Source organism: Terrabacter sp. NPDC080008, assembly GCF_040702505.1.
Taxonomy (GTDB): domain Bacteria; phylum Actinomycetota; class Actinomycetes; order Actinomycetales; family Dermatophilaceae; genus Terrabacter.
The window spans coordinates 165312-179403 of record NZ_JBFBLC010000002.1; the positions used below are offsets into that span (position 1 = coordinate 165312).

Annotated in this window: 19 protein-coding genes; 14 read left to right on the forward strand and 5 right to left on the reverse strand. The window is 72.0% G+C overall.

The window, feature by feature from the left end; translation table 11 throughout:
- Window positions 1–114: 114 nt before the first annotated feature.
- From AB0316_RS06655 to AB0316_RS06700, 10 genes are all read left to right on the forward strand, one after another.
- Window positions 115–957 (forward strand): hypothetical protein, encoded by an 843-nt coding sequence (locus tag AB0316_RS06655; protein WP_366271590.1) that lies wholly within the window; start codon window positions 115–117, stop codon window positions 955–957.
- A 204-nt stretch (window positions 958–1161) separates the two neighbouring features.
- Window positions 1162–1632, forward strand: a complete 471-nt coding sequence (locus tag AB0316_RS06660) for a GNAT family N-acetyltransferase (RefSeq protein WP_366271592.1) — start codon at window positions 1162–1164, stop codon at window positions 1630–1632.
- Between the two features lie 44 nt (window positions 1633–1676).
- A complete protein-coding gene (locus AB0316_RS06665) occupies window positions 1677–2087 on the forward strand; it encodes an NUDIX domain-containing protein (protein WP_366271594.1) in 411 nt (136 codons plus the stop codon).
- 8 nt (window positions 2088–2095) lie between these two features.
- Window positions 2096–2428, forward strand: a complete 333-nt coding sequence (locus AB0316_RS06670; RefSeq protein ID WP_366271596.1) for a TfoX/Sxy family protein — start codon at window positions 2096–2098, stop codon at window positions 2426–2428.
- Between the two features lie 119 nt (window positions 2429–2547).
- Complete coding sequence (locus AB0316_RS06675) at window positions 2548–3108, forward strand: hypothetical protein (protein ID WP_366271598.1); 561 nt, start codon at window positions 2548–2550, stop codon at window positions 3106–3108.
- Window positions 3108–3488 carry a hypothetical protein gene (locus tag AB0316_RS06680; protein ID WP_366271599.1) on the forward strand — a complete coding sequence of 127 codons (381 nt, stop codon included), beginning with the start codon at window positions 3108–3110 and terminating at the stop codon, window positions 3486–3488. Before AB0316_RS06675 ends, AB0316_RS06680 begins: the two co-directional genes overlap by 1 nt.
- 438 nt (window positions 3489–3926) lie before the next feature.
- Window positions 3927–4760 (forward strand): hypothetical protein, encoded by an 834-nt coding sequence (locus AB0316_RS06685; protein ID WP_366271601.1) that lies wholly within the window; start codon window positions 3927–3929, stop codon window positions 4758–4760.
- A 100-nt stretch (window positions 4761–4860) separates the two neighbouring features.
- On the forward strand, window positions 4861–5400 hold the full coding sequence (locus AB0316_RS06690; RefSeq protein ID WP_366271603.1) for a gluconokinase: 540 nt from the start codon (window positions 4861–4863) through the stop codon (window positions 5398–5400).
- Window positions 5400–7037 (forward strand): SLC13 family permease, encoded by a 1638-nt coding sequence (locus tag AB0316_RS06695; protein WP_366271605.1) that lies wholly within the window; start codon window positions 5400–5402, stop codon window positions 7035–7037. The genes AB0316_RS06690 and AB0316_RS06695 overlap by 1 nt, the downstream gene beginning before the upstream one ends.
- A gap of 81 nt (window positions 7038–7118) precedes the next feature.
- The gene (locus tag AB0316_RS06700) at window positions 7119–7772 is read left to right on the forward strand and encodes a class I SAM-dependent methyltransferase (RefSeq protein ID WP_366271607.1); all 654 of its coding nucleotides are present in this window, start codon (window positions 7119–7121) and stop codon (window positions 7770–7772) included.
- 35 nt (window positions 7773–7807) lie between these two features.
- Here the strand turns inward: AB0316_RS06700 and AB0316_RS06705 are convergent, their stop codons facing one another.
- From AB0316_RS06705 to AB0316_RS06715, 3 genes are all read right to left on the reverse strand, one after another.
- Window positions 7808–9121 carry a cyclopropane-fatty-acyl-phospholipid synthase family protein gene (locus tag AB0316_RS06705; RefSeq protein ID WP_366271609.1) on the reverse strand — a complete coding sequence of 438 codons (1314 nt, stop codon included), beginning with the start codon at window positions 9119–9121 and terminating at the stop codon, window positions 7808–7810.
- Window positions 9118–9543 carry a VOC family protein gene (locus tag AB0316_RS06710; RefSeq protein ID WP_366271610.1) on the reverse strand — a complete coding sequence of 142 codons (426 nt, stop codon included), beginning with the start codon at window positions 9541–9543 and terminating at the stop codon, window positions 9118–9120. Before AB0316_RS06710 ends, AB0316_RS06705 begins: the two co-directional genes overlap by 4 nt.
- Window positions 9544–9621: 78 nt before the next feature.
- Window positions 9622–10020, reverse strand: a complete 399-nt coding sequence (locus tag AB0316_RS06715) for a nitroreductase family deazaflavin-dependent oxidoreductase (RefSeq protein ID WP_366271612.1) — start codon at window positions 10018–10020, stop codon at window positions 9622–9624.
- Window positions 10021–10052: 32 nt separating this feature from the next.
- Here AB0316_RS06715 and AB0316_RS06720 point away from each other — a divergent pair, with 32 nt between their 5' ends.
- A complete protein-coding gene (locus tag AB0316_RS06720) occupies window positions 10053–10649 on the forward strand; it encodes a GNAT family N-acetyltransferase (protein ID WP_366271613.1) in 597 nt (198 codons plus the stop codon).
- Window positions 10650–10664: 15 nt separating this feature from the next.
- Here AB0316_RS06720 and AB0316_RS06725 read toward each other — a convergent pair whose 3' ends face one another.
- Both AB0316_RS06725 and AB0316_RS06730 read right to left on the reverse strand, forming a co-directional pair.
- On the reverse strand, window positions 10665–11069 hold the full coding sequence (locus AB0316_RS06725; RefSeq protein ID WP_366271615.1) for a hypothetical protein: 405 nt from the start codon (window positions 11067–11069) through the stop codon (window positions 10665–10667).
- A gap of 113 nt (window positions 11070–11182) precedes the next feature.
- A complete protein-coding gene (locus AB0316_RS06730; protein ID WP_366271617.1) occupies window positions 11183–11749 on the reverse strand; it encodes an XRE family transcriptional regulator in 567 nt (188 codons plus the stop codon).
- Window positions 11750–11816: 67 nt separating this feature from the next.
- On the opposite strand from AB0316_RS06730, the gene AB0316_RS06735 reads away from it, so the two are divergent.
- The 3 genes from AB0316_RS06735 (at window position 11817) to AB0316_RS06745 (ending at window position 14088) form a co-directional block, all read left to right on the forward strand.
- Complete coding sequence (locus tag AB0316_RS06735) at window positions 11817–13421, forward strand: bifunctional NAD(P)/FAD-dependent oxidoreductase/class I SAM-dependent methyltransferase (RefSeq protein WP_366271619.1); 1605 nt, start codon at window positions 11817–11819, stop codon at window positions 13419–13421.
- 68 nt (window positions 13422–13489) lie between these two features.
- Window positions 13490–13732, forward strand: coding sequence for a maleylpyruvate isomerase N-terminal domain-containing protein (locus AB0316_RS06740; RefSeq protein ID WP_366272809.1), 243 nt, complete (start codon window positions 13490–13492; stop codon window positions 13730–13732).
- Window positions 13624–14088: a maleylpyruvate isomerase family mycothiol-dependent enzyme gene (locus AB0316_RS06745; protein WP_366272857.1), complete on the forward strand. Its 465-nt coding sequence runs from the start codon at window positions 13624–13626 to the stop codon at window positions 14086–14088. Before AB0316_RS06740 ends, AB0316_RS06745 begins: the two co-directional genes overlap by 109 nt.
- Window positions 14089–14092: the final 4 nt, after the last annotated feature.

Here is a 14092-nt window from a genome sequence, read left to right on the forward strand (position 1 = left end):
TCCGGTTCGTGCTCGTCCGGGCCGCTTCGGCGACTCCGGCGGACCCAACCCGGGCTCGCACGAGATGCACCGAAACGCCCTACGGCGCCCGGTCGGCTCTGCTTCACTGGCGCGATGCTGGTGATGCTTGCCTGCGGGGCGCTGCTGCTCCTGGCAGTCGGTGCGGGGTGGCAGTGGCGCCGCCACGCCCTTGCGATCCCGGGCTGGGCACGGGACGAGCTGGACACCCGGTCGGGACGAGCGCGGTGCCTCGTGTGGTTCCTGGCGGTGGCGGTGCTGACAGGCCTGGCCGTCGGCGTCTTCGTCGTCGGTCCCGCCGGGCGTCTGGCGATGCGTCTGCTCGCGGCGACCTCGCCGGACGCGCAGGGCCGGATCACCGAAGCCGACCAGATCGTGGGTCAGATCTCGCTGACCGGCACGATCGGGTTCGTCCTCTTCGTCGGGCTGCCGTTCGGGCTGGCCGCAGGGTTGGCGTATGCGCTCGCCTCCTTCGTCGTGCCGCGCGGCCTCCTCGGGGGTGCGCTCTTCGGGCTGGCCGCCCTCGTGGTCGTCGGCGCCGTCGTGGACCCGCTGCGGGGCGACAACCCGGACTTCGCCATCGTCGGGCCCGGCTGGCTGAGCATCACGACCTTCGCCGTGATGGCGGTGCTGGCCGGAGCGCTCACCGCGCCGATCGCGGGGCGGCTGGGGGCGGCGATCGGTAGGCCGTCGCACTGGTGGTGGCTCTGGCTGGTGCCCCTCGACCTCTTCACCTTCGCAGCGCTGAGCATCGTCTCCCTGGTGTTCGCGGGCATCGTCGCGGCCTGTCTAGCTGTCCTGGCGCTCGTGCTGGTGCTTTCGCCGTGGTCCCCGGCATTCCGGCGCCGCACGGCACAGCTGGGTCGGGCGCTCGCCTCGATCGCCGTCCTGGTCAGCGTCCCCGGGTTCGTCTCTGCGCTGGCCGCGATCGTCGACTGAGGCAGGCATTCGGACAAAGGACATACACCGTAAGGGTCCCGTCAGTGGGTAGGTAGGGCTGAGCGCGCCACCGACGGGCTCAAACAGCGCGGCGCGTCGGTGGCGGGCGTAACACCACCGCTGGGCATCGGTTCGTGACGGCACTCCCGCGGTGATCGCGTCGGCGTCCACGTCAACGCCTTGCTCGCGTGCCAGCATGACGGGATGGGCCAGACAGGGGTGGGGCAGCTTCGCACGGCGACCGTCGAGGACGTCACCGAGCTGCTGCCGCTGTGGGCGCTGCTCTTCGACGAGCAGGATGCCGACCCCGGTCAGGTGTGGTGGGGCAACGCCCGACGCTGGTTCGGTGAGGTGGTGTCGGACCAGCGGGTCGCCTGCCTGCCCGTGGTCGTGGCCGACGACGCAGTCGTGGCGACCGCCGTCGGCACCCTCGAGCTCGGGGTGCCCAACCCGCACTGTCCTCGAGGCCGGACCGTCCGTCTGGCCAACGTCGTCACCCATCCCCGGCACCGTGGACGCGGCTACGGCACCCTGCTGGTCGAGCACGTCGTCGCCTGGGCTGCCTCGATCGATGCCGACCGCGTCGACCTCAGCGCGACGCCGGAGGGCCGGCGGATCTACGAACGGGCCGGCTTCGTGCTGACCTCCGCTCCGAGGATGAAGCTCACCCTCTGACCCGCTGACGGGACACTGTCTGCCGAGCGTGGTCTACTCGCCGCATGCACCGGGTCGTCGTCGCCGCCCTCGTCCGCGACGGTCGGGTCCTGCTCGTGCACCGCAGCCCGAGCCGCGAGGCGTACCCGGGAGTGTGGGACCTCCCCGGTGGCCACATCGAGGCCGGGGAGTCGGAGCTGGATGCGCTCGCGAGAGAGCTACGCGAGGAGCTGGCAGTCGAAGTCGTCACGAGCTCGGCGGTGCACCTGTGTCGGTGGGACGCCGACCACGATGAGGATCCGGTGTACCTCAGCGCCTGGCTCGTCGGCGACTGGCAGGGCACGCCGGTGAACGCGGCACCGGACGAGCACGACGACCTTCGCTGGTTCGGGCGCGAGGCGCTGCCTCCGCTGGCGCACGAGCACCTGGGCGCGGTCCTCGTGCAGGCCGGGCTCGGCCGTAGCGTCCGCGGATAATGGGTCCCATGGCCTATGACCGCGAGCTTGCCGAGCGGGTCCGTGAGCTGCTCGCCGGCGCGGAGGGCGTCGTCGAGCAGCGGATGTTCGGCGGGCTGGCGTTCCTCGTGCACGGCAACATGGCGGTCGCGGCGAGCGGTGGGGGAGGGCTGCTGGTCCGCGTCGACCCGGACGCCGGGGAGGCGTGGTTCGAGGACGGTCGCGTGAGCCCGATGGTGATGCGCGGACGGGAGATGCGCGGGTGGCTCCGGGTCGTCGGCGAGCTCGACGCGGCGGAGCTGGACACGTGGGTGTCCCGAGGCGTGTCGTATGCGCGCTCGCTCCCGCCCAAGGCCACCTGACCTCGCGCTCGCGACACGGCATACGCCCTCGGCCGGTGTCCGCGGTGGGGAAGCGGGTACGGCACTGTCCACACCGGACACCGCGCCGCACCGACGGCGCCACAGGCCCCAGGACTCCCATGACGGCATACAGCACTCTCGTTCGTGCCACGCACCTGCTCACGAACGCGGCGTGGTTCGGCGGTTCCCTGGCGGGAGCCGTTGCACTGAACCCAGCAGCGCGCACGGGGGACGACGCGCGGGAGCGCGCACACATCGCCGACGAGGGGTGGCGGGGATGGGGGCCGGTGCAGGGGGCGGCGATCGGCCTGCACCTGCTCAGCGGCATCGCGATCCTCGCCGACAACCGCCGCCGCGTGGCCGGGCACCGTCCGACCACGGCCGCCGTCATCGCCAAGACGGCGCTGACGGGCGCGGCCATCGTCGTCAGCGCCGAGGCGTACCGCTCGGGTGCGGAGCTCGGTGACACGCTCGAGCGGGCGGAGACCGACCAGGGCGCGCGGAACACGGCGCGCCGGCTCACGCAGCGCATGAGCTGGCTGCAGTGGGGGACGCCGGCGGCGACCGCCGGGCTCCTCGTGCTCGATGCCTACCTCGGCGAGCAGCAGCGCGGCGTGGCCGGGCTGCTCGACCCGCCGTCGAGGTTGGCCGGCGGGTTGCGGCTCGGGCGACGGTCGTGATGCAGGAGTTCGAGTTCGCCTTCGAGGAGCGCTACCGGCTGCCGGCCCGACTATTCGGGGTCATGCCGTCCACGGCGCGGGTCCGGGTCACGGAGGACGAGCTGCTCGTGCGGTTCGGTCCCTGGCGGCTGCGCACCCCGCTCGCCAACGTCTCAGGGACCCAGGTCACCAGCGGGTACGCGTTTCACCGCACCGCCGGTCCGGCCCACCTCTCGCTCACCGACCGCGGCGTCACCTTCGCGACGAACTCATGGCGAGGGCTGTGCGTGTCGTTCGTGGCGCCGGTTCAGGCCATCGAGCCCACCGGGATGCTCCGCCACCCGGGTGCGACGGTCACGGTCGAGGACGTCGAAGGGCTGGCCCAGGCGCTGCGACGCTGAGGGCGTATGGCGGAGCGGTCGAGCTGGTCCTGCCCCGGGTCGGGCGCGCGATGACTCACGCGATGTAGACGGATTTCGCCCCGGCTGTCGTGTCGATCCTCGATACTCGTGGCTCGGATAGCAGGGGAGCGGGCTCACGGGGGTGCCATGCACGTGCAGGTGGAGATGGTCCGCGTGGGACTCACCAGCAGATGCGCGTGCGGCGAGAGCCTGCTGCCGGGCGAGCGCGCGGGACTTGTCGTCGGTGAGCCGGAGCTGCTGTGCCTGTGGTGCCTCGCCGACCTCCAGGCGGGACGCCGGCGACCGCGCAGGCGGCGCATCGAGACACCGTGGCCGGCACCGACGGTCGTCCGAGAAACCGCGGGTCGGAGATCTGGCCGGCGCGCTGCCCCGAACCGACGGCAACGCGGCGCCACCGCTGTGCCGTTGGTGGTCGCCGTGCTCGTGGTGGTCGGCGCCTTCTTCGCCCGCCCCGCGCTGTTCGGAACGCCGAGCAGCAGCGTGGTGGTCGCCGGAGTGCCCATCCCCGTGGGCGACCAGCCCGGCTGGGTCAACGGCACGCCGCTGACCGGAGGCGCCGGTGGCGACACGAGAGACATCTGGCCCCCTGTGCCGCCCGACGCGCGCAGTCGACCCATCGGGGCTCCGGGGCCACGCCTCTCGTGGTCGAACGACTACGTCTTCATGAGCACCATCCCCGAAGCCGGCGGTCGGCCTGTCTCGTGGGACCCGTGCCGCCCCATCCATCTGGTCGTCAACAACGCCGAGGCTCCTGCAGGCGCTGACCTGCTGCTTCGCGAAGCGGCCGCATCGGTCACGAAGGCGACGGGTCTGCAGTTCGTCATAGAGGCCACGAGCACGGAGACACCGTCGACGCACCGTGCGCCCGTAGACAACGCCCGCTACGGGAACCGGTGGTCACCCGTGTTGGTCGGCTGGACAGACCCCTCCGTGGTCCCTGAGCTGGAGGGGCGGGTGGCGGGGGTTGCCGGACCGACGGGCGCCTCGTACTACACGCCTACCCAGCAGCACTGGGTGAGCGGAACCGTCAATCTGGACGGGCCCGCGTTCCGGGAGATCCTCACGAGGCCCGACGGATGGGCCGCCGCCCGCGCGATCGTCATGCACGAGCTCGGCCACCTGGTCGGACTCGACCACGCGCCGGTCCAGGGCGAGCTCATGTACGAGAAGAACCTCGGTCAGCTCGCCTTCGGGCCCGGTGACCTGGAAGGCCTCAGGCAGCTCGGGCTCGGTCCCTGCTTCACTAGCTAGACCACAGGCCGCAGGGTCCTTCGAGGGGACGGATGCGACGTCTCCAATTTGCCACTAGCCCAAAGTCCGACGGCAGGCAGCGGCGCGCTACGTTCGAAGGATGGTGGACAGCGCAAGCGGTCCTGACCCCGACGTCGTGGTCGTCATGGGCGTGTCCGGCAGCGGCAAGACGACCGTCGCCAAGGGGCTCTCGACGATGCTGGGGTGGGAGTTCGCCGAGGGCGACGCGTTCCACCCCGAGGCGAACGTCGCGAAGATGCGCGGCGGCGTCCCGCTCACGGACGAGGACCGGTGGCCCTGGCTCGAGGCGATCGGGGCGTGGATCTCGGAGAAGGAGAGCCGCGGCGAGTCGGCGGTCGTGACGTGCTCGGCACTGCGCCGGGCCTACCGTGACCTGCTCCGCGAAGGCAGGCCGCACGTCCGCTTCCTCCACGTCACCGCGGAGTCTGACGTCATCCGCGACCGGATGGAGCACCGCCCGGGCCACTACATGCCGCCGTCCCTGCTGCCCAGCCAGCTCGCCACGCTCGAGCCGCTGGGAGCCGACGAACCGGGCGTGACGATCACCAACGAGGGGAGCGCCGCGCAGGTCCTCGACCGGGCGCTCGCCGCCCTCGGCTACCAGAAGGAGAACGTCTGATGACTCTCATCGCGCTTCCCGCCGCCGCGTCCGCGGCGGTTCCGGCCGGCCTCCCGGCGGCCGCTGCACCCCCGGCGTACGCCGGGAACGCCCAGCTGATCGTGGCCTGCATCCTCGGCATCCTCGCCGTCGTCGTGCTCATCACCTGGGCCAAGGTCCACCCGTTCCTGTCGCTGATGCTCGGCTCGGCCGTGCTGGGGGCCGTGGCGACGATGCCGGCGGGCGATGTCGTCAAGAGCTTCGTGGCCGGCTTCGGCTCGACCGCGGGTGCGGTCGGGATCCTCATCGCGCTCGGGGCGATGATCGGCAAGCTGCTCGAGGACTCCGGTGGCGCCAACCGCATCGTCGGCACGATGGTGGGCCGCGTCGGCCCCGGCCGTCTGCCGTGGGTGATGGCGGCCATCGCCGCGATCCTCGGGCTGCCGCTCTTCTTCGAGGTCGGCGTCGTGCTGCTCGTGCCGGTCGTCGTGCTCGTGGCCCGACGGACGGGCCTGTCCCTGATGAAGATCGGGATTCCTGCCCTGGCGGGGCTGTCAGTGCTGCACGGGCTGGTGCCCCCGCACCCGGGGCCGCTCACGGCCATCGGCCTGCTCAACGCCGACCTCGGGCGCACCCTGATCTTCGGCGTCATCATCGCGATCCCGACCGTCATCGTCGCCGGGCCGCTGCTGGCCCACTACGTCGACCGGTGGGTGCCCAAGTCCGCGGAGGACCTGGCGTTCCTCGGCTCGTCGGCCGGCGGCGCAGGCGGACAGGACCGGGCGGAAGCCCTCGTCGGTGCGCGGGCAGTCGGCGGGGACGACCGGGCCGCCGCCGGAGTCTCGGGCGGTGGGACCGACACGCTGACCCGCGCCGAAACGCCGGGGACCGGGGCGGGTGCCGGGGCCACCGGCACGGTCGGTGAGGACGCCGGCGCCAACAAGGGGCTCGGCTCGTTCGACCAGCCGCTGGAACCGGGGCGCAAGCGGGTCGGCTTCGCAACGGCGATCATCGGCATCACCCTGCCCGTCGTCCTCATGCTCATCGACGCGATCACCAAGCTCGTCGTGACCGACGAGAAGGCCGGCGTGCGCACGATCATGGACTTCATCGGCACCCCGATCGTCGCCCTGCTGGTCGCGGTGCTCTACTGCTACATCGCGCTGGGTCTCGGGTCGGGCCTGAACAAGAACCAGGTGAGCGAGTCGGTCGGCTCCGCGCTGCCGGCGGTGGCGAGCATCATCCTCATCGTCGCCGCGGGCGGCGGGTTCAAGCAGACGCTCGTCGACGCAGGCGTCGGCAACGTCATCAAGAGCTGGGCCACGGGAGTCAACATCTCGGTGCTGCTCCTCGGCTGGCTCGTCGCCGTCCTCATCCGCCTGGGCACCGGGTCGGCCACGGTCGCGACCATCACCGCGGCAGGCATCGTCGCGCCGCTGGCCCCGACCCTGTCGGCCAACCACCTCGCCTTGCTCGTGCTCGCAGTCGGCTGCGGATCGCTGTTCTTCTCGCACGTCAACGACGCCGGCTTCTGGCTCGTCAAGGAGTACTTCGGCCTGACGGTGGGGGAGACGATCAAGTCCTGGTCCGTCATGGAGACCGTCATCTCGGTCGTCGGCTTCGCCCTCGTGATGGTCGCGAGCGTCCTCGTCACCTGAGGCGCGCTCCGGCTCGTGCGGCCGGCCGGGCGCCTCACGGATCGCGGCCCTCGCTCGCGGCGGGAGGCGTAGCGTCCGAGCATGCGCAGCTTCCCGGTGACCGACGAGATCCGCTCCTACGCCGTGGCCCACGGGACGTGGCGTCCCGACCGGGTGGCCCGCGACCTGCAGGCGCGGACGGCCGAGCTCGGGGACGTGGCGGGGATGCAGATCGGCGACGACCAGGGCCAGCTGCTCACGATGCTGGCCCGCCTGGTCGGCGCACGACGGGCGGTGGAGGTCGGGACTTTCACCGGCTACTCGAGCATGTGCATCGCCCGGGGCCTCGCCGAGGGTGGCTCGCTGCTGTGCTGCGACGTCAGCGCCGAGTGGACCGACATCGGCCGGCGGGCCTGGGCCGCGGCCGGTCTGGCCGACCGGATCGAGCTGCGGATCGCGCCCGCGCTCGACACCCTGCGTGCCCTGCCGGAGACCGCGGACATCGACCTCGCCTTCATCGACGCCGACAAGCCGTCGTACGCCCGCTACTGGGAGGAGCTCGTCCCGCGCGTGCGTCCGGGCGGTCTGCTCCTCGCGGACAACGTCCTGTGGAGCGGCCGGATCGCCGATCCGGACCCGACGGACGCGAACGCCACAGCGCTGCGGGAATTCAACGACCTCGTGGCCGCCGACGAGCGCGTGGAGGCCATGGTCCTGACGGCGTTCGACGGGCTGACGATCGCCCGACGGCGCTGACCCGGGCTGCGGCCGGCAGGCCCCCGGCTGCAGCCCTACGCAGCGGGTGAGTTCGCGCCGTCGAGCAACGAGGCCCGCATCCGGGGGAGGCCGCTGGTCCCGCCGGGGCCGGGCTTGACCGCGAGGACCTGGTTGACGCCGATCCGGTTGGACGAGAAGGCGAGTGCCGAGCCGGCCATGTAGAGCCGCCACACCCGCGCGCGGCCCGCGCTCGAGAGCCGGACCGCCTCGTCCCACTTGGCCTCGAGGTTGCCCACCCACGCGCGCAACGTGTCGACGTAGTGCTCGCGCAGCGACTCGACGTCGCGGACCTCGAACCCGGCGGACTCGAGCACGTCGACGGTCGTCGCCAGCGGGTGCAGCTCGCCGTCGGGGAAGACGTATCGGTCGATGAACGAGGTCTTGTCGCCCTTCGGGTCGGCCGGCGGGCCGGGGCGGCGCGAGATCGCGTGGTTCAGCAGGCGCCCGCCGGGCGTGAGCAGCGCGTGGAGGTGGGCGGCATACGTGCTCAGCTGCGAGAGGCCGACGTGCTCGGCCATCCCGATACTCGCGATGGCGTCGTACGGCCCGTCGGGCACGTCGCGGTAGTCCTGGACGCGGATCTCGACGCGGTCGCCGAGCCCGCGGGCCTCGACGGCGGCGCGGGCGAAGGCCGCCTGCTCCTGCGAGAGGGTGACGCCGACGGCGTTGACGCCGTAGGTCTCGGCGGCGTGGAGGACGAACGAGCCCCACCCGCAGCCGACGTCGAGGACCCGCATGCCGGGACGCAGCCCGAGCTTGCGGGCGACGAGGTCGAGCTTCGCGCGCTGCGCGTCCTCGAGGGCGTATGCCGCCGAGGGCGCCTTCTCGAAGTACGCGCAGGAGTAGACCATCGAGGGGCCGAGCACCAGGGCGTAGAAGTCGTTGCCGACGTCGTAGTGGTGGGAGACGGCCTGGGCGTCCCGGCCCTGCTGGTGCCGGTGGCCGGAGAGCTTGATCTCCTCGGCCGGCGGACGGGGCGGCAGGCCGATGGCGCCGAGCCGCAGGGCCGCCTTGGCGACGGCGGCGATGGTGTCGGGTCCGACGTGGACGCCCGGGCCGCGCTCGGGGTCGGCGATCGCGTCGAAGCGGGTCAGGGCGTCGAGCAGGTTGCCCTCGATCTCGACGTCGCCGGAGACGTACGCGCGGGCGAAGCCGAGCTCGTTGGGCGCCCACGCGATTCGTCGCAGGGCGCGGCGGGAGGTGAAGCGGACGGCGACGGGGGCGTCGGCCGGCCCGAGGGAGCTGCCGTCCCAGCAGTGGATCCGCACCGGGACCTCCGTGCCGAGCGCGGAGTCGACGACCGGGCGAAGCACCTCGGCGACGCTCATGCCTCCCCTCCCTCGGCGGGGCGCGGCGTGACGGTCTGGCCGCCCCAGTCCTCGGGGGCGACGTCGACGAGGGTCTGGTTGAGGACCCACTGGTGCCCGAACGGGTCGTCGATCGTGGCCTGCCGCTCGCCGTACTGCCAGTCGTGCGGCGGGTCGACGAGGGTGGCGCCTCGTGCGACCGCCACCTCCACGAGCTGCGCGACGTCCTCGACCTTGAGCATGACCTGGTGCGACCGGCCGTGCTCCGGCGTCCGCCGTCCGGGGCGGACCTCGGAGAGCACGAGCTCGGCCGGCGGCCCGTCCGGGAAGCCGAGCTGCGCGCGATGGCCCTCACCGATACGGACGTGCTCGACGAGGCCGAAGACCTCGACGTACCAGTCCACGGCGGCGCGGACGTCGGCCACGGTCAGGACGGGTGTCACCCGGGCATGCGGCGCAGATCGGTTCATCAGCACCCGAGTCACACTAGAAGGCGCAGCCGGCCGGCGACAGCCCTCCGCTCAGGTGCGGCGCTCGAGTTGCAACCGCAGGAAGTGCTCCAGCCCCATCCGCGGCAGCACCAGCCGCTGCAGCGTCTTGGCCACGGCCAGCGGCTCGGCGCTGGTCACGACGGCGGGGTCGGTGACGGCATACGCCACTCCCTTCCAGCGCACCGTGCCGCCGCCGGCGGCCCGGAGGTTGCGCACCCAGTCGGTGCTCGGTCCCCACGGCAGCCCGATGTAGATCGCGTCGGCCGTGGAGGCGGCGATGGCGACGGGCGTCGTGTAGGTCCGGCCGCTGCGGCGGCCACGGTGCTCGACGGCCGCCCAGACTGGGAGGAACCGGGAGCCGGCCACCTTCACGGCGAGCTGGTTGAACCTTTGCGCGGCCGCGGGCGGCCGCTTCACGTTGGAGCTCACCCCTCCATCGTGCGCGCCGCTAGTCTCGCGATGTGCCCGAATTCAGCTGGCGACCGGCCAACGAGGCGACGCGCAGCGACGTCGACGCTGTCTTCGACGCCGGCGGCGCCCGCAAGTGCCGGTGCCAGTCGCTGAAGGTCCCCGGCTGGATCTGGCGCGACACGACCCAGGAGGAGCGGGATGCCGCGCTCATGGAGCAGACCGGCTGCGGCACCAGCGGCCCCACGTCGGGTCTGATCGGCTACGTCGACGGTGAACCGGCCGGCTGGGTCGCGGTCGAGCCGAGGGAGAACTACCCGCGGATCTGGGCCCGGCAGAAGGCGTGGATGCGGATGGACCCCGAGCTCGACGGGGTCTGGTCGGTCACGTGCTTCGTCGTGCGCAAGGGCTTCCGTCGGCAGGGGCTGATGTACGAGCTCGCCGCGGCCACAGTCGAGTACGGCAGGCAGGTCGGCGCTCGCGTGCTGGAGGGCTATCCCACCGAACCGTCGCCGCCGGGGAAGACGGTGATCTGGGACGAGGCCTCCGTCGGCCTGCTGCAGGTCTTCCTCGAGGCGGGCTACCAGGTGGAGGCGTCGCCCACCCTCCGCCGCAGGGTCGTGCGGCACCGGCTCGGCGACGACCAGTAGCGCGGCTTCGTCTGCTCAGCCGAGGGCCAGCAGCACACACAGGAGGGTTAGGCACGAGGTCAGCGCGCCCATGCCCCACCGTTCGACGGGGTGCCGGCCGGCGAGGTTTCCGACGGTGTTGACCGCGAACAGGGCGGCGAAGCCCCAGCACGCGACGCGAACTGCGGTGGGGTTCAAGGAGGAGGCGACGACCTCGCCACGCTGGAGAACGATCCAGCCGATGACCAGCAGGACGGCGGCGGTGGCCAGGCTGGCGTAGCGGTGCCGGAGGGGGAGCTGCCCGTCCGTCGTCGGGACTCGGCCGCCATAGGCGGCGCGTCCCCACGGCGCACCTGCTGCCAGCATGAGCTGGAACGCGATCGGGACCAGGAGCAGGGCGCTCGCGGCGATAGCGACGTTGGTCATGGAGGTGGGCGTCATTCACTTCCTTGTCGAGGCGGATGTCATGCCGAGCACCCTCACGTGCCGGACCCACTCGGAGGCTAGGGCCCGTCTCGGGGTCGTATGTCTCGTATGCCGAATTTTGCGGTGGGTCAGTCCGTGCCGCGGTGGACGTGAGCCCTTTGGCCTTCGCGATCGAAGATCATCAGCACCTCGGCGGGTCCGTCGACCGCGGTGAAGGCGTGCGGCGTCATCGTCGCGAACTCGGCGGCCTCGCCCGCCTCGACGGTGATCTCCCGGCCGCCGAGCAGGAGCAGGAGGCGGCCGCTGAGGACGAAGAGCCAGTCGTGGCCCGGGTGGACGCGCTGCTCCGGTCGGGTCCTGGTCGGCTCGACCAGCAGCTTCACCGCGACGGTGCTGCTGTCCGGGCGGCTCAGCGCCCACGTGGTGCGGTCCCCGATCCGGCTGGCCGTGGGCCGGATGACGACGTCGTCGTCGCCGCTCAGGTCGAGGAGGGCGTCGAGGCCCACCTGCAGGCCGTTGGCGAGGGGGAGGAGCACGTCGAGGCTGATGGTGCGCTTGCCCGTCTCGATGCGACTGATCGTCGACGGGCTCAAGTTCGTCCGGGCGGCGAGGTCGTCGAGCGACAGCCCGAGCGTCGTGCGCAGGCTGCGCAGACGGGTGCGGACGATGTGCTCGATGTCGGCGAGAGCGGGCATGGGTCCTCCTTGCGTATCCTGCAAGGAGTCTGGCACATCCTGCTAGGTCGTGCCTACGATCGACAGCATGGACCACGGACATCACCACTCAGACCCAGCCGCCTCGGCGGCATCCGCGGACGTCCGGCACTGCGACGTCGCCGTCATCGGCGGATCAGCCGCCGGACTAGCGGCCGCCCTGCAGCTCGGTCGTCAACGCCGGTCGGTGATCGTGGTCGACTCCGGCGAGCCCCGCAACGCGCCGGCGGCGCACATGCACAGCTTCCTCGGCCGTGACGGCACCGACCCCGCTGAGCTGCTGGCCGCGGGCCGGACCGAGGTGCGCAGCTACGGGGGAGAGGTGCTGTCCGGCCGGGTCGTGGGAGTGCGTCGGGACGACGGGAGCTTCGTCGTCGAGCTCGAGAGCGGGGCCAGCCTCGTGGCTCGCCGGATCGTCGTGGCGACCGGCCTGGTCGACGAGCTGCCTGATGTCGCAGCGCTGTCCGAGCACTGGGGTGGGGCGGTGATCCACTGCCCGTTCTGCCATGGCTACGAGGTGCGGGACCAGCGACTGGTCCAGCTGGTGACCCACCCGATGGGGCTGCACGTCGTCCCGCTGCTGCGCCAGCTGACCCAGCGCCTGACGGTGCTGATCGCCGACGGGGTCGAGCTCGACGGGGCCGAGCTCGACGCGCTCACGGCCGGAGGGGTGGACGTGCGCGTCGGGGCCACGGCGAAGCAGGTCGTCACCGACGGCGACGGCCGGCTGGCTGCGGTCGAGCTGGCCGACGGCACGCGGATCGAGGCGGACGCGATGCTCGTGGGGCCTCGGGTTCACCCGCGGGCGGAGCCATTCGCCGGGCTCGGGCTCCGCCCCACGGCGCACGCCACCGGCCTGGGTGAGGTCATCGAGGTCGACGCGACGGGTGCCACGGCCGTCGAGGGAGTCTTCGCGGCCGGCAGCATCACCGATCCGAGCCAACAGGTGCTCCCTGCCGCCGCGCACGGCAGCCGCGTCGGTGGCGCAGTGGCGATGAGCCTCGCCGTGGAGGACCTGAGGGACGCTGGTCGCCCGAGCAGCTCGGTCGCCGACTGGGACCACCGCTACTCCGGGGAACCGATCTGGAGCGGCAACCCGAACGGCTCGCTGGTCGCCGAGGTGGCCGACCTGGCCATCGGGCGGGCACTGGACGTCGGCGCCGGTGAGGGCGGGGATGCGATCTGGTTGGCCGAGCAGGGCTGGGAGGTGACCGCGAGCGACATCTCCTCGCGGGGCTTGGACCGGGTCCGGGCCGAGGCCGAGCGTCGAGGCCTGTCCGTCACGTGCGAGCTGGCCGACGCCAACGCATTGGAGCCCTTCGCCCGAGGCGGATTCGACCTCGTGTCCGCGGCGTATGCGTCGATTCCGCGCACGCCCGACCGGCGCGGCGTGTTCAACGTCCTCGACGCCGTCGCCCCCGGCGGCACGCTCGTCGTCCTCAGCCACGACCTGGAGGCGATGCACGACCCGGAGCACCAGCACGCGTCGTTCGATCCCGACGCCTACATCCACCTCGACGACTTCGCCGCGGTCATCGAGGCGGCACCGGGTTGGACGATCGAGGTCAACGAGAAGCGTCCCCGGCCTGCGGGCTCGGCGAGTGCGCCGCAGCACGCTGACGACCGGGTATTGCGTGCCCGTCGGATGAGGTGAGCTGTCTGTCCCGCGCCTTCCGTCCCTCGAGACGCGGGGAGGAGAGTGTCGGGGTGAACGGTCTGGAGATGGCCACGGCTGAGCGGACCGACCTGGCCGACTTGCTGGCGGGGCTAAATCCCGCGCAGTGGCTGGTGGAATCGCTGTGCGAGGGCTGGCGCGTGCGAGATGTGGTCGCGCACGTGATCGCTTCGATGTGGGCTTGCTGGACATGCTCCGCCGCGCCGTCGAGGCCCGGCTCACCGACATCAACCAGGTGGGTGTCGACGAGCTCGCCTCTCTGGATCCAGAGCAGCTGCTCGACAGGCTGAGGGCGCGTCTGCGACCCACGAGGCTGGCCACGATCCTCGGAGGCAGGCTCGCCCTGCTCGACGTCACGATCCACCACCAGGACATCCGCCGGCCCCTCGGCAAGCCACGCCAGATCCCGGCTGACCGGCTGCGCTGTGTGCTGCACGACGCCCTGCTGAGCCCCGAGCTGCCGGGGTGGCGCCTTTCCCGAGGTCTTCGGCTCGAGGCCACCGACCTCGACTGGAGCCATGGCCGCGGACCGGAGGTCGTCGGGCCGGCCGAGGCCGTCCTGATGGCGATCACCGGCCGGGGGAGTGCTCTGGGGGAGCTGCATGGTCCCGGAGTGTCAGTGGTGGCCGAGCGAATGGCCCGCTGAGGGT